We start from the raw sequence: 13,833 nt of genomic DNA on the forward strand, positions 1-13,833 counted from the left end.
TCAGCGGATCTTCGGGTAGAAGAGCCCGAGCCCGTGCGTGCGGAGGGTGTGGAACGCATCCGCGTACGTCTCGGGCTCGGGAGTGCCCGGCGCATAGCGGGCCAGAAGAAGCCCGAGCAGACCTCGTCCCGGATTGCTGATCGGCTTGTCCTTGTGCTTGCCCTCCGCGAGATCGTCGAGGTCGTCCTCGTGCGGGTTGGCGGGCACGTACATGGGGTGCACGCGGGGCCATTGCGACGCCGGCCGGGGTGTGTCGAGGTTCACCACGGCGAACAGGTCGTTCGCCTCGGCGTCCCGCCTCGTCAGCGGGCGCAGCCCATGCAGGCGGGACAGCGTCGCGATGACAGCGCCGTGATGCATCTCGTCGTGCAGGATCGTGCCCGCTCGTGTGTAGGCCGACACGGCGATCGCGGGAACGCGGCATCCCAATCGGTCGAAGGTGAAGCCCATCTCTCCCGGCTCGGCATCGGCCACCGGGGGAGTGGCGGCCGGGGGAGGAACGTGGTCGTACGTGCCGCCGTGCTCGTCGAAGGTGATGAGCAGGAGGGTGTTCATCGCGTTGGATCCGCCCGGCGTCGCGCTGGTGCGGACCGCGTCCTAGATGTCGGCGACGAGCTTCTCGCCCGCGCGGACGTCGGAGACGGCCGAGTCCACGATCTCGTCGCCGTCGACCTCGCTCGCGCGGAGGACCCCGAACGGGGGGTGGAAGTCGTTGTGGTTGTACACGAGCCGCGGCTCGATGAACGCGTACGCGGGGAGGGTCCCGGCCTCCGCCTCCGCGTAGAACTCCTCCATGTGCCCGAAGCGGTTCGTCCGCCAGAACTGCTGCAGGACCGGCGCGTGCATGATGCCGGTCAGCGACACCAACTGCTGCTCGTCGAAGTAGATCTTCCACGAGATCCCCGCCTCTTCCAGACGGTTGAAGATGGTGGGGGCGGGCTCCGCCTCCAACCATTTCTCGTAGCCGCCGCCGTGCTTGTTCGACACGTAGCCGTGCGAGGTGGAGGCGTGGAAGAACGACCGGTTGCAGTAGGTCTGGGAGGGGACGGCGGCAAACCACGCGTCGAACACAGCGAACTCGCGCGCGAGCTCGGACAGCACGGGAAGCTGCTGCGGCGAGAATCCGCCCATGATGTGGCGGACCTCTCCCGGCTCGGGCTTCGCGCCGCCGCGGAGTTCGCGGACGTTGTTCTCGTAGTCGCGGACGAACCCCGACATCGTCGGCGTGGTCCCGGGCGGAGGGGCGTTGAACGGTGCCGTCATCGCCCCGACGCCCACGGTGGCGTTCCCGGCCGGCTCCACGCGGTCGAACAGCTGCGTGTTGACGTGAGGGAACTCCTCGCCGGGGTCCGGGTTCGGGCGACCCATCAGCTCGTCCGTCGGACCGTCGGACCGTCGTACACGTGCGCGGGGATGCGCTCGCCGTCGGAGGTCGTGTTGGCGTAGTCGCCGAACGCGAGACCGTCGAAGCGCTGTCCGGCCGGGAGGGTCTCGGGGGTGTACAGCCAGCCGAGCATGTTGTCGAAGGAGCGGTTCTCGCCCATGAGGACCACGACGTGGTCGAACCCGGGTGCGCTTCGCGGCGGAACAGCACCGAAATCGGTCGATCCCTCTTCGTAGCCGATGCGGTGCCCGATCGTCGCCCCGACCGCGGCCCCGCCGCCTCCGGCCGCGACCACGCCGGCTGCCGCGATGCCGCCGAGCGTGAGGAAGTCACGCCGTGATGTCCTCGTGTCCTCGGAGGGAGGGTCGGACGAGACGGAGTGAGGCGTCGAGCGCGGCTTCTTCTTCATGATCGGGGCCGATTATGGCACCCCGCGATCCCCGATGCCCAGGGCGGCGAGGGCCATGTCGGCGAGGAGGCGGCGCACCGCGGCATCCGACGGTCGGCCGGCTCGGCGGCGGACGCTGTGCGGCGTGGAATTGATCAGGCCGAAGCAGGCGTACGCGCGCGTACGGAGTTCGTCGGGGTCGGCATCCGGGGCGTCCGCGGCGAGTGCGCCGACCCACAGTTCGGCGTACTCGCGCTGGAGCCGCCGAACCGTGCGACGATCCCCGTCGCCGAGGCTCGCCAGATCGCGATCCTGCACCCGGATGACGTCGCTGTCCGCGAGCGCGAAGTCGACATGGAAGCTGACGAGACCGCGTAGCTGCTCCCGCGGGTCGTCCGTTGCGGCCACCACGGCGGAACCGCCGGAGAGGAGGCGTTCGCTCACCGCGGTGAGCAGTGCGCCCAGGAGGGCCTGTTTTCCGGCGAAATGCCGGTAGACCGCGGGTCCGCTCACCCCGACCGCTGCGCCGATGTCTTCGAGGCTGACCCCGTGGAAGCCGCGCTCGGCGAACAGGCGTGCGGCTTCGCGGAGCAGCGCGTCGTGCCGATCCGCCTTGGCCCGTCCGCGCTCGGTGGGGGGTCTTGTCATCTCAGTTAATCCTCGCTAACCTAAGACTCGGTTAATGAACACTAACCAAACTCGTCACGTCCGGACAACGGATGTGACCGGATCGTGACGTCGACGGAGATGACATGAGCGTCGTGCAGAGCGCAGTCGATCGGGATGAGGCGTTCGCGGACGCGCACGATGGTCAGTCGGCACTCGCCGCCGCGTTGCGCGAGCGGTTGTCCCGCATCGCCCGCGGCGGCACCGAGAGCGCGCGGGAACGTCATCGCTCGCGCGGCAAGCTCTTGCCCCGCGATCGGGTGGACCGGCTCCTGGACGAGGGCAGCCCGTTCCTCGAGGTCGCGCCGCTCGCGGCGGAGGGCGTGTACGACGGACAGGCCCCCGGAGCCGGGGTGATCGCGGGGATCGGTCTCATCCACGGGCGCCACGTCATGGTCATCTGCAACGACGCGACCGTGAAGGGCGGAACCTACTTCCCCCTCACGGTGAAGAAGCACCTGCGCGCCCAGGAGATCGCCGCGGAGAACGGGCTGCCGTGCGTGTACCTCGTCGACTCCGGGGGTGCTTTCCTCCCACAGCAGGACGAGGTCTTCCCGGACCGGGATCACTTCGGGCGCATCTTCTACCAGCAGGCGCGGATGTCGGCGGCCGGCATCGCGCAGATCGCCGCGGTTCTGGGATCCTGCACCGCGGGCGGCGCGTACGTCCCCGCGATGAGCGACGAGACGGTGATCGTTCGCGGGCAGGGGACGATCTTCCTCGGCGGTCCTCCTCTGGTGAAGGCCGCGATCGGCGAGGACGTCAGCGCGGAGGACCTCGGCGGCGGCGAACTGCACGCCCGGCGATCCGGCGTCGTCGATCATCTCGCGGAGAACGACGAGCACGCGCTCGAGATCGTGCGGGACATCGTCGCGACCCTCCCGCCGCCACCGTCGCCCGCGTGGGAGATCGCGCCGACCCGGCCACCCCTAGCCGACCCCGACGAGCTCTACGGGGTCGTGCCGGTCGACGTCAACCAGCCATACGACGTCCGGGAGGTCATCGCGCGCCTCGTCGACGGAAGCGACTTCCACGAGTTCAAACGGTCGTACGGCGAGACCCTCGTCACCGGCTTCGCCCGTCTGCACGGGCACCCGATCGGGATCATCGCCAACAACGGCGTGCTCTTCAGCGAGTCGGCGCAGAAGGGGGCGCACTTCATCGAGCTGTGCGACCAGCGCGGCATACCGCTGCTGTTCCTGCAGAACATCTCCGGCTTCATGGTGGGACGCGACGCGGAGGCCGGCGGGATCGCGAAGGACGGCGCGAAGATGGTGACCGCCGTCGCCACGACCCGCGTCCCGAAACTCACGGTGATCATCGGCGGTTCCTTCGGTGCGGGCAACTACGCGATGTGCGGCCGTGCGTATGGACCGCGGTTCCTCTGGACCTGGCCGGGAAGCCGGATATCGGTGATGGGCGGTGCCCAGGCCGCCTCGGTCCTCGCCACCGTCAAGGCGGACCAGCTGGCCGCTCGCGGCGAGGTCTTCGACGCCGCGACCAGGAGCGATTTCGAGGCGCCGATCCGAGAGCAGTACGAACGCCAGGGCGACCCGGTCTACGCCAGCGCGCGCCTGTGGGATGACGGCATCGTCGACCCGGTGCAGACCCGTGACGTCCTCGGCCTCGCCCTCGACGTCGTCTCTCGCACCCCTCTCCCCGAGCCGCGGTTCGGCCTCTTCCGGATGTGACCTCCATGACCGTCCCGCTCTTCGACACCGTCCTCGTCGCCAACCGCGGCGAGATCGCCCGGCGTGTCATCCGCACGCTCCGCGCCCTGGGCATCCGCTCCGTCGCCGTCTACAGCGACGCGGATGCCGGTGCCCCCCACGTGCGCGAAGCCGACCGCGCGGTCCGGATCGGCCCGGCCGCGGCGGTGGAGTCATACCTGTCCGTCCCCGCCCTCCTCGCCGCGGCGCGGGAGACCGGCGCCCGGGCTGTGCATCCCGGATACGGCTTCCTCTCGGAGAACGTCGCCTTCGCACGGGCGTGCGCGGACGAAGGGCTGGTCTTCATCGGTCCCGGCATCCGTGCGCTCGAGCTGATGGGGGACAAGATCCGCGCGAAGGAGCACGTGGCCGCGCACGGGGTGCCGGTGGTCCCGGGGTTCAGCGCGATCGGGATGGACGACGCCGCCCTCGCGGAGGCCGCGGTCGCCACCGGCTTCCCCCTGCTGGTGAAGCCCTCCGCCGGCGGCGGGGGGAAGGGGATGCAGATCGTCCGGGCCGTCGACGAACTGGCGACGGCGGTGGAGACGGCGCGCCGCGTGGCCCGGTCGGCGTTCGGAGACGACACGCTCCTCGTGGAGCGACTCGTCGAACGTCCACGCCACATCGAGGTGCAGGTCCTCGCCGACGAGGCCGGGAACATCATCCACCTCGGTGAGCGGGAGTGCACGCTGCAGCGGCGGCACCAGAAGGTGATCGAGGAAGCACCGTCCGCCGTCGTGGATGCCGCCACGCGCCAGCTCCTGGGGAAGGCGGCCTGCGCGGCCGCCGCCTCCGTCGACTACCGCGGAGCGGGAACGGTCGAGTTCCTCGTCGCCGGAGACAGCACCGAGGACTTCTTCTTCATCGAGATGAACACGCGTCTGCAGGTCGAGCATCCCGTCACGGAGATCGTGACCGGCGTCGACCTCGTCGAGCAGCAGATCCGGATCGCCGCGGGAGAGGACCTGACCCTCCGTCAGCCCGATCTCGGCATCCGCGGCCATGCGATCGAGGCACGCGTCTACGCGGAGACCCCGGCGCGCGGGTTCCTGCCCGCCACCGGCGACGTCCTGGAGTGGCGTCCTGCCCCGGGCGTACGGACGGATGCCGCGGTGGAGACCGGATCGGTCGTCACCTCCTACTACGACCCCATGATCGCGAAGGTGATCGCCTCCGGTGACGACCGGGACGCGGCGCTCTCCGCTCTCGACGCCGCGCTCGCCGACACGGTGGTTCTCGGCCTCGACACGAACATCGCGTTCCTCCGCTCGCTGCTGAACGATCCGGAGGTGCGGGCCGGTCGCATCGACACCGCCCTGATCGACCGCCTCCCCGCGCCGTCTCCCGCGCCCGTGACGCCCGCGATCCTCCGTGCTGCGGCCGGGGCGCTCCCGGACGGCCCCGCGCGGCATGCGGATGCCGTGCACGCGTCGGACCTGTGGCGATCGGGGTCGGGCTGGCGCGCCGCGGGACCCCGCCCCGCGCGCACCGTGGCCTTCCTGGGCGATGACGATGCGGTGCACGAGGTCAGGATCGAGGGTGGGGAGGACGAGCGGGAACCCGGCGTCGGGCCCGCGGCGGTCGACTCCGACGGCGCGGTGTGGGTCCATACACGCTCCGGCGCGCAGCGTCTGCGTCCGCTCACCCGCCGCGAGGCGACGTTCGTCGGCCTCGCGCGGAGGGGGAAGGCGGCGAACGCCTCCTCTCCCGAGGTGGGCGCGCCGATGCCCGGCGCCGTGACCGCCGTCCATGTCACCCAGGGCGACCCGGTGGAGGAGGGGGAGCGGATCGTGACGATCGAGGCCATGAAGATGGAGCACCCCGTCCTCGCCCCGCACGCGGGCACCGTGCACCTGAAGGTCGCGGTCGGCGACCAGGTGCGACGAGACCAGACCATCGCCATCGTCCGGAACGCCGACGGGGCATCCCCGGAGGACTGAGAACCGAGGAGAACCATGTCCGAGAACACCCTGATCGACCCCACGCTGACCGACGAAGAGCGCGAGCTCTCCGGAATGCTGCGCTCCTTCGCCGACGACGTCGTCGCTCCGCGGTCGTACGAGGCCGATCGCACTCGCACCCTCCCGCTTGACGTCGTGGCGCAGATGGGGGAGCTGGGGCTCTTCGGACTGCCCTTCCCGGAGGAGGTCGGCGGGCAGGGTGGCGACTACTTCTCCCTCTGCTTGGCCGTGGAGGCGCTGGGGCGCGTGGATCAGTCGATGGCGATCACGCTTGAGGCCGCCGTCAGCCTCGGCGCCATGCCGATCTTCCGCTTCGGTACCGCCGAGCAACGCGAGCGGTGGCTGCCCGACCTCGTCGCCGGCCGCGCGCTCGCCGGCTTCGGGCTCACCGAACCGGAGGCGGGCTCCGATGCCGGCGCCACCCGCACCACGGCGCGTCTGGATGACGGCGCCTGGGTCGTCAACGGCTCGAAGCAGTTCATCACCAACTCCGGCACGGACATCACCCGCTTCGTGACGGTCACCGCCGTCACGGGCGAGAGCCAGGGGAAGAAGGAGATCTCCACGATCATCGTCCCCTCCGGTACTCCGGGCTTCCACGTGCTGCCGGCCTACGACAAGGTCGGGTGGCACGCCTCGGACACCCACCCCCTCGCGTTCGACGACGTGCGCGTGCCGGAGGATCACCTGCTCGGCGAGCGCGGGCGAGGATTCGCCGCGTTCCTGCACATCCTCGACGAGGGGCGCATCGCGATCGCCGCGCTCGCGACCGGTGCCGCGGAAGGGTGCCTGGAGGCCGCGGTGGAGTACTCCCGGTCCCGGAACGTCTTCGGCTCGCCCCTGTCGAGCCGCCAGAGCATGCAGTTCCTCCTCGCGAGGATGCAGCTGCGTGTGCACAACGCCCGGCTGGCGTGGCACCACGCCGCCCGGCTGCGCGACGCGGGACGGCCGTTCAAGACCGAAGCGGCCATCGCGAAGCTCACCGCGAGCGACGCGGCCATGGACAACGCCCGCGATGCCACCCAGGTCTTCGGGGGCAACGGGTTCATGAACGAGTTCGCCGTGGCGCGTCACTACCGCGATTCCAAGATCCTCGAGATCGGCGAGGGGACGACCGAGGTCCAGCTCCTCGTGATCGCGCGTTCGCTCGGTCTGGTGTGAGCGCGGTAGCGTGAGCGGGATGGAGCCGATCGTCGAACGCGGACGCTACGTCGAGGAACTGCCGGTCGGCGCGGTGTTCCTCCACCGGCCGGGGCGAACGGCCACCGAGGCCGACAACGTCCTGTTCTCGGCGTTGACGATGAACACGCAGGCCCTCCATCTGGACGCGGCGTTCTCGGCGACGCAGCCCTATGGTCGACGTCTGATGAACTCGATGTGGACGCTCGCGACGATGGTCGGGGCCTCGGTCGCCCAGATCACCCAGGGCACCCTCGTGGCACAGCTCGGACTCTCCGACGTGACCTTCCCCGCGCCGCTGTTCGCGGGGGACACGCTCTATTGCGAAACGCGCGTCGTCGACAGCAGGCTGTCGGCGTCGCGCCCCGGTCAGGGGGTGGTGACGCTGGCGCACGTGGGCCGGAACCAGGACGATGAGGTGGTCGCGACGGCGACACGGGTCGCACTGATGTGGTGTCGCCCGACCGCTGCCGATGCGACGCCCACGACCCTTCCGACGGAGACACCATGACCTTCGCCCTCGGCCCCGCGCTCCTGTTCTGCCCCGCGGACCGCCCCGACCGATTCCGCACCGCGCTCGCCCGTGCCGACGCCGTCATCCTCGACCTCGAGGACGCGGTTGCGCCGCAGGCGAAGGCGGACGCCCGTGGCGCCCTCATCGAGGCCGACGTCGATCCGGAACGCGTGATCGTCCGGGTCAACCCGGTCGGGTCCGCGGACTTCGTGGCCGACATGGCGACCCTGTCGCAGACCGATTTCCGGCGGATCATGGTCGCGAAGGCGGAATCGCCCAAGCGGCTGGCCAGGATCGACCCCCGATTCCGACTCATCGCGCTGTGCGAAACGGCGCGGGGGGTGGCGCGTGCGGATCGCATCGCCGAGCTCCCGCGGGTGGAGGCGCTGATGTGGGGCGCGGAGGATCTCGTCGCCTCGCTCGGGGGCACATCCAGCAGGAAGCCCAACGGGCGCTACCGCGACATCGCCCGCTACGCCCGCTCCCGCGTGCTGCTGGCCGCGGGAGCGGCGGGAGTCGCCGCCGTCGACGCCGTCCACCTGGACATCGGCGACGCGAAAGGTCTGGCGCGCGAGGCGGCGGATGCCGCGGCCTCCGGATTCGCCGCGACCGCGTGCATCCATCCGTCGCAGGTCCCCGTGATCCGCGAGGCGTATCGACCGGATGCCGCGACCCTGCGGTGGGCGCGCGGCGTCCTGGCCTCCGCGGCCGGAAACAGCGGCGTCTTCACGTTCGAGGGTCGCATGGTGGACGAGCCGGTGCTCCGGCACGCCCGCGCGGTGCTCGCGCGGGCGGGGGACGCTCAGGCGCCGGCGTAGGAGAGCAGGCTGAGTCGCTCGCGCTCGTACCGCAGGTCGTAGGCGGAGGCGTTGGGCAGTCGCTGGCCCGGCGGCGGGAACGCGCCCGCCGTGGCGTGCCGCAGGAGTTCGCGGATGAGTGCTCCGTGGCTGACGACGATGAGTGACGCCGGTGCCGGCGCGGTGTCGCGGCGGATGTCCGCCACCGCCTCGGCGAGCCCACCGAGGGCCCGCGCGCGCAGCTCCGGCCAGGGCTCGGCGCCGGGGACCTCCGCGGTGTGCCAGTCGCCGAACCGCTGGAAGAACTCCGCGGTCTCCAGACCCTCGGCCTCGCCGTAGGCGCGTTCCCGGAGTGCGGGATACACGCGGGGAGTCTCGAGGTCGAGGATCTCGGCGATGATCTCTGCGGTCTCACGCGCACGGGACAGGTCGCTCGAGACCACACGTGTGGGCGCCTCGGGGCGCAGCGCGAGGGCCTGAGCGGCCTCGCGGGCCTGGGCGCGGCCGGTGTCGTTGAGGGGGATGTCGGTGGAACCCTGGATGCGCAGATCCCGGTTCCAGTCCGTCTGGCCGTGCCGGATCATCGTCAGGTGCGTCACGGGACGAGCCTACGACGTGGATCAGGAGGACAGCGCCGGGAGGGCCTCGGCGAGGACGCCGAGGACCTCGCTGGTCCCGCCGTCGATCTTCACGGTGGCCCTCGCATCCGCGCGGGTGGATCCGCGGTTCACGATGACCACCGGCATCCGTCGCCGCCGCGCGCGTTCGAGAAGGCGGATGCCGGAATTGACCACCAGAGACGACCCCGCGATGAGCAGGGCCTGGCTGGTGAGGACGAGTTGTTCCGCCTCGCGGAACTTCTCCGCCGGGATGTACTCGCCGAAGAAGACGACGTCCGGTTTGAGCATCCCCGCGCAGACGGTGCACACCGGGATGCGGAACCCGTCGGTGCTCTCGGGGAGCACATCCCCGTCGGGGCCGAGGGCGATGCGCTCCGGCACCCGGATCCACGGGTTCTCCTCCTCGACGCGGGCGGCGAGGTCGCGCCGGTCGAAGACCTGCCCGCAGTGCGCGCAGAACACCCGGCGCATCGTCCCGTGGAGCTCGACCACGCGTCGGTTCCCCGCGCGCACGTGTAGACCGTCCACGTTCTGGGTGACGACGCCGGTGAGCAGCCCCCGCTCCTCGAGTGCGGCGAGGGCCCGGTGCCCGGCGTTGGGGGCGGCGGCGGCGAAGGCGTTCCATCCGAGGTGCGAGCCGACCCAGTACCGCCGGCGGGCGCTGTCGCTGGCGAGGAACTGCTCGACCGTCATCGGGGTGCGCGCAGGTGCTCCCTGACCGCGGTAGTCCGGGATGCCGGAATCGGTCGAGACCCCCGCGCCCGTGAGGACGGCGATGCGACGCCCGGCCAGCACCGAGGTCGCCGCCTCGATCGCGGCCTGCGTCTGCGGATCGCCTCCGGTCAGCGTCGTCACGCGCACCCCTTCCGAGTGTCGAGTGTAGGCCGCCCGCTTTTCCGGCGCGTTACGCGAGGTGCCAGAGTGGAGGGATGCCGATCCTCCGCGTCACGGACCCCGCCGATCCGCGCCTGCGCGACTATCGAGACCTCACGGACGTGGCGCTGCGGCGGGTGCGCGAGCCCGAAGAGGGCCTGTACATCGCCGAGTCCGCGAAGGTCATCGCTCGGGCGATCGCGGCCGGCCATCGCCCGCGATCGGTTCTGGTGCAGCAGAAGTGGCTCGCCGAGGTCGAGGCGCTCCTCACCGGTGACGTCGAGGTGCCCGTCATCCTCGTCGAGGACGCCGTCGCCGAAGCGGTCACCGGATACGCGGTGCACCGTGGCGCCCTGGCGGCGATGACGCGCCCGGCGCCCGTCGATCCCCGTGCCCTCCTGTCGGCGGCTCGCCGCGTCGTGGTGCTCGAGGACATCGTCGACCACACCAATGTGGGCGCGATCTTCCGCTCGGCGGCGGGTCTCGGTGCAGATGCCGTCCTGGTCAGCGCCCGGTGCGCCGATCCCCTGTACCGGCGGAGCGTGCGGGTCAGCATGGGCACGGTGTTCCAGGTGCCGTGGGCGCGGCTGCCGGAGTGGGGCGAGGCGCGCGTGCTGTTCGGGGAGACGGGGTTCACGTTGGCCGCTCTGGCCCTGCGCGAGGATGCGGTCGCCCTGGACGACTTCGCCGCCACGGCGCCGGCGCGCGTCGCCGTCGCGTTCGGGGCCGAAGGGGACGGACTGTCGTCCGCCGCGCTCGATGCGGCGGACGCGATCGTGCGGATCCCGATGGCCGGGGGAGTGGACTCCCTCAACGTCGCCGCCGCCAGCGCGGTCACCCTGTGGGCTCTGCGTCCTCATTCATGAGCGGGCTCGTGGCGCGCACGACCGGCATCGGCTCGGGGCGCTTGGCGTGGACGGTGTCCCCGGAGGACTGCTGACGCAGTCTCCGCAGCACCCAGGGGACGAGGTGGGTGCGCGCCCAGACGAGATCGTTCTGCCGTGCGGCGCGCCACGTCCGAGACGGCAGCGGATCCGGCTGCATCGGGGCGAGGTCGTTGGGGACGTTGAGCGCGCGCAGCACCATGCGGGCGACCTCGTGGTGGCCGAGGGTGTTCATGTGCAGTCGATCGTCATCGAAGAAGCGCATGTCCTGCACTTCCTTCAGCGCCCACTGATCGGCCACGACGCAGTCGTACTTGTCCGCGATCGCCCGGATGTTCTCGTTGTAGATCGCCACGCGGCCGCGGATCCCCCGGAAGACGGGCGTGAACTGGGTGTCGATGCCGGTGAACACCACGACGGTCGCTCCCTCGCTGCTCAGCCGCACCACGGCATCCTCGAACAGCTCGGCGACCGCATCCGGATCGCCACCGGGACGGATGACGTCGTTCCCGCCGGCGGAGAAGGTGACGAGATCGGGCTTGAGGGCGAGCGCCGGCTCGACCTGCTCGGCGACGATCTGTCCGATCAGGCGTCCTCGCACCGCGAGGTTGGCGTAGGCGAAGTCGTCCACCTGCGCGCCGAGCACCTCGGCGACGCGATCAGCCCACCCGCGCAGACCGTTGGGAAGGGAGGGCTCGGGGTCGCCCACGCCCTCGGTGAACGAGTCCCCGAGGGCCACATAACGCCGCCACGGGTGGGCGCTCGGGTCGGAGGCGAACGGGGCGGGTGTCTCGGTGGTGTCCGGCATGGCTCTCCTCGCGGTTCGTGACCGTTCCCCAGGGTAGCCCGGGTGTCGGACGGCTCGTTTAGGGTGGTGAGTCGTCGTGCGCGTCGAGCGTCCGGCGTGCGTCGAGGGCTGGGAGGTGTGATGGACGAGGCCGCAATCCTCGAAGAACCCCACTTCGGAAGCTTCGCCGCCGAGCACCTCTCACCGACCTACCCGCAGCGCGCGCCGTGGGGTACCGCGCAGCGCCTGCGCGCGTGGCAGGCGGAGGCACTCGACCTGTACTTCGGGATGGACGGCCCGGACGGACCCGGCAAAGGCCCCCGCGACTTCCTCGCCGCCGCGACACCGGGGGCCGGCAAGACGACGTTCGCTCTGCGGCTCGCGAGCGAGCTGCTGCGCCGCGGCGTCGTCGACCGGATCGTCGTGGTCGCTCCGACCGAGCATCTCAAGACGCAGTGGGCCGATGCCGCGGCCCGCGTGTCCATCCGACTGGATCCGGCGTTCAGCAACCGTCACGCGGCACCGGCCCGGCAGTATCACGGGGTCGCCGTCACGTACGCCCAGGTGGCGGTCAAGGCCTCCGTGCACCAGAGGCTCGTCCTCGATGCCCGCACCCTCGTGATCCTCGACGAGGTCCATCACGGGGGCGACGCGCTGAGCTGGGGCGATGCGCTCCGCGAGGCCTACAGCCGCGCCACACGGCGTCTGCTGCTCTCGGGCACGCCGTTCCGCAGCGACACCGCTCCCATCCCGTTCGTGGAGTACCACCCCGATGCCAAGGGGATCCGGCTCTCCCGCACCGACTACAGCTACGGGTACCGCCGGGCCCTCGAAGACGGCGTCGTCCGCCCGGTGCTTTTCCTCGTCTACGCCGGCAGCATGCGCTGGCGCACCAAGGCCGGTGACGAGATGGAGGCCCAGCTCGGCCAGGACAACACGAAGGACATCACCTCCCAGGCATGGCGCACCGCGCTCGATCCGCAGGGCGAATGGATCCCCGCGGTCCTGCGGTCGGCCGACCGTCGTCTCACCGAGGTCCGCGAACAGGTTCCGGATGCCGGGGGACTGGTCATCGCCACCGACCAGACCGCCGCCCGCGCCTACGCCGAGATCCTCGCCGCCCTCACGGGGGAGACGCCCACCGTGGTGCTCTCCGACGAGGCAGAGGCGTCGTCTCGGATCGAGACGTTCTCGAAGGGCACGAGCCGGTGGATGGTCGCCGTCCGGATGGTCTCCGAGGGCGTGGACGTCCCTCGGCTCGCCGTCGGGGTCTACGCGACCTCGGCCTCCACTCCGCTGTTCTTCGCGCAGGCCATCGGACGTTTCGTGCGGGCGCGCAAGCGGGGCGAGACGGCGAGTGTCTTCCTCCCCAACGTCCCCGTCCTCCTCGCGCTCGCGGGAGAGCTCGAGCGACAGCGCGATCATGCCCTGGACCGCGAGTCGGACGGCGACGACTGGAACGCCGAAGAAGACCTCATGGACGCCGCGGAGCGCGAGGATTCCGCGTCGGACGCGCTGACCGAGGAGTTCAGCTTCCAGGCTCTCGGATCCCTCGCCCATTTCGACCGCGTCCTCTACGACGGTCGGGAGTTCGGGCAGCTGGCCGTTCCGGGAACGCCCGAGGAGGAGGAGTTCCTGGGGCTGCCGGGGCTGCTCGAGCCGGAGCACGTCCACGACCTGCTCATGCAGCGGCAGGCGCGGCAGAGCCGGCATCGGAAGGACCGCGAGGCGCAGGCTCCCGCGGCGGAGGCGCACGATGGGCTGCCCGCGCCCCTGCACCGCACGCTCAAGGAACAGCGGCAACTGCTGAACAGCCTCGTGGGACTCTACGCGCGTCAGTCCGGCGAGCCGCACGGCGCCGTACACGCCGAGCTCCGGCGTCTGTGCGGCGGGCCCGCCGTCTCGCACGCGACGGTCGCACAGCTGCAGTCGCGCATCGATCTGCTTCGTCGCCGCGTGCACTCCTGACCGCGGGTTGACCGTTCGAGGATGCCGGGCTACCGTGGTCCCCACGCACGGAAAGCGCTATCCAACCGAGGGTCGACGTCTGACCGCTCGGGACACACATCTG

At 70.9% G+C, this 13,833-nt stretch carries 12 protein-coding genes and 1 pseudogene; 7 read left to right on the forward strand and 6 right to left on the reverse strand.

Annotated features, from left to right (window positions below; all coding sequences use genetic code 11):
- From KZC50_RS10575 to KZC50_RS10585, 3 genes and pseudogenes are all read right to left on the reverse strand, one after another.
- Positions 1 to 1,368: pseudogene (locus KZC50_RS10575) on the reverse strand (alkaline phosphatase family protein).
- Positions 1,368 to 1,793 (reverse strand): alkaline phosphatase family protein, encoded by a 426-nt coding sequence (locus KZC50_RS10580; protein ID WP_310891671.1) that lies wholly within the window; start codon positions 1,791 to 1,793, stop codon positions 1,368 to 1,370. The pseudogene KZC50_RS10575 and the gene KZC50_RS10580 overlap by 1 nt, the downstream one beginning before the upstream one ends.
- A gap of 12 nt (positions 1,794 to 1,805) precedes the next feature.
- Complete coding sequence (locus KZC50_RS10585) at positions 1,806 to 2,420, reverse strand: SACE_7040 family transcriptional regulator (protein WP_301132379.1); 615 nt, start codon at positions 2,418 to 2,420, stop codon at positions 1,806 to 1,808.
- A 104-nt stretch (positions 2,421 to 2,524) separates the two neighbouring features.
- On the opposite strand from KZC50_RS10585, the gene KZC50_RS10590 reads away from it, so the two are divergent.
- The 5 genes from KZC50_RS10590 to KZC50_RS10610 are packed head-to-tail and all read left to right on the forward strand — an operon-like array spanning position 2,525 to position 8,619.
- Positions 2,525 to 4,129, forward strand: a complete 1,605-nt coding sequence (locus tag KZC50_RS10590) for a carboxyl transferase domain-containing protein (protein WP_310891672.1) — start codon at positions 2,525 to 2,527, stop codon at positions 4,127 to 4,129.
- A gap of 5 nt (positions 4,130 to 4,134) precedes the next feature.
- A complete protein-coding gene (locus KZC50_RS10595; protein ID WP_310891673.1) occupies positions 4,135 to 6,087 on the forward strand; it encodes an ATP-binding protein in 1,953 nt (650 codons plus the stop codon).
- A 15-nt stretch (positions 6,088 to 6,102) separates the two neighbouring features.
- Complete coding sequence (locus KZC50_RS10600) at positions 6,103 to 7,269, forward strand: acyl-CoA dehydrogenase family protein (protein WP_310891674.1); 1,167 nt, start codon at positions 6,103 to 6,105, stop codon at positions 7,267 to 7,269.
- A 19-nt stretch (positions 7,270 to 7,288) separates the two neighbouring features.
- Positions 7,289 to 7,798 carry a MaoC family dehydratase gene (locus tag KZC50_RS10605; RefSeq protein ID WP_310891675.1) on the forward strand — a complete coding sequence of 170 codons (510 nt, stop codon included), beginning with the start codon at positions 7,289 to 7,291 and terminating at the stop codon, positions 7,796 to 7,798.
- Positions 7,795 to 8,619, forward strand: a complete 825-nt coding sequence (locus KZC50_RS10610) for an HpcH/HpaI aldolase/citrate lyase family protein (RefSeq protein ID WP_053547372.1) — start codon at positions 7,795 to 7,797, stop codon at positions 8,617 to 8,619. The genes KZC50_RS10605 and KZC50_RS10610 overlap by 4 nt, the downstream gene beginning before the upstream one ends.
- Here KZC50_RS10610 and KZC50_RS10615 read toward each other — a convergent pair.
- Both KZC50_RS10615 and KZC50_RS10620 read right to left on the reverse strand, forming a co-directional pair.
- Positions 8,604 to 9,197, reverse strand: coding sequence for a histidine phosphatase family protein (locus KZC50_RS10615; RefSeq protein WP_310891676.1), 594 nt, complete (start codon positions 9,195 to 9,197; stop codon positions 8,604 to 8,606). The two genes, KZC50_RS10610 and KZC50_RS10615, sit on opposite strands and share 16 nt — an antisense overlap.
- A gap of 21 nt (positions 9,198 to 9,218) precedes the next feature.
- Positions 9,219 to 10,073, reverse strand: coding sequence for a Sir2 family NAD-dependent protein deacetylase (locus KZC50_RS10620; RefSeq protein ID WP_375294595.1), 855 nt, complete (start codon positions 10,071 to 10,073; stop codon positions 9,219 to 9,221).
- Between the two features lie 74 nt (positions 10,074 to 10,147).
- On the opposite strand from KZC50_RS10620, the gene KZC50_RS10625 reads away from it, so the two are divergent.
- Complete coding sequence (locus tag KZC50_RS10625) at positions 10,148 to 10,957, forward strand: TrmH family RNA methyltransferase (RefSeq protein ID WP_310891677.1); 810 nt, start codon at positions 10,148 to 10,150, stop codon at positions 10,955 to 10,957.
- Here the strand turns inward: KZC50_RS10625 and KZC50_RS10630 are convergent.
- Positions 10,926 to 11,783, reverse strand: coding sequence for an SGNH/GDSL hydrolase family protein (locus KZC50_RS10630; RefSeq protein WP_310891678.1), 858 nt, complete (start codon positions 11,781 to 11,783; stop codon positions 10,926 to 10,928). The genes KZC50_RS10625 and KZC50_RS10630 overlap by 32 nt on opposite strands.
- A 120-nt stretch (positions 11,784 to 11,903) precedes the next feature.
- Between KZC50_RS10630 and KZC50_RS10635 the strand changes: the two genes are divergently transcribed.
- On the forward strand, positions 11,904 to 13,730 hold the full coding sequence (locus KZC50_RS10635; RefSeq protein ID WP_310891679.1) for a DEAD/DEAH box helicase: 1,827 nt from the start codon (positions 11,904 to 11,906) through the stop codon (positions 13,728 to 13,730).
- The last annotated feature ends 103 nt before the right edge of the window (positions 13,731 to 13,833 follow it).

Origin of the sequence: Microbacterium aurantiacum, assembly GCF_031625015.1 — a bacterium.
GTDB lineage: Bacteria > Actinomycetota > Actinomycetes > Actinomycetales > Microbacteriaceae > Microbacterium > Microbacterium aurantiacum.

Bases quoted from the DNA above. Each gene is read 5' to 3' on its own strand.
- KZC50_RS10610 (WP_053547372.1), top strand. From the start codon at position 7,795: ATGACCTTCGCCCTCGGCCCCGCGCTCCTGTTCTGCCCCGCGGACCGC.
- KZC50_RS10635 (WP_310891679.1), top strand. From the start codon at position 11,904: ATGGACGAGGCCGCAATCCTCGAAGAACCCCACTTCGGAAGCTTCGCC.
- KZC50_RS10605 (WP_310891675.1), top strand. From the start codon at position 7,289: ATGGAGCCGATCGTCGAACGCGGACGCTACGTCGAGGAACTGCCGGTC.
- KZC50_RS10600 (WP_310891674.1), top strand. From the start codon at position 6,103: ATGTCCGAGAACACCCTGATCGACCCCACGCTGACCGACGAAGAGCGC.
- KZC50_RS10625 (WP_310891677.1), top strand. From the start codon at position 10,148: ATGCCGATCCTCCGCGTCACGGACCCCGCCGATCCGCGCCTGCGCGAC.
- KZC50_RS10630 (WP_310891678.1), bottom strand. From the start codon at position 11,783: ATGCCGGACACCACCGAGACACCCGCCCCGTTCGCCTCCGACCCGAGC.
- KZC50_RS10585 (WP_301132379.1), bottom strand. From the start codon at position 2,420: ATGACAAGACCCCCCACCGAGCGCGGACGGGCCAAGGCGGATCGGCAC.
- KZC50_RS10590 (WP_310891672.1), top strand. From the start codon at position 2,525: ATGAGCGTCGTGCAGAGCGCAGTCGATCGGGATGAGGCGTTCGCGGAC.
- KZC50_RS10580 (WP_310891671.1), bottom strand. From the start codon at position 1,793: ATGAAGAAGAAGCCGCGCTCGACGCCTCACTCCGTCTCGTCCGACCCT.
- KZC50_RS10595 (WP_310891673.1), top strand. From the start codon at position 4,135: ATGACCGTCCCGCTCTTCGACACCGTCCTCGTCGCCAACCGCGGCGAG.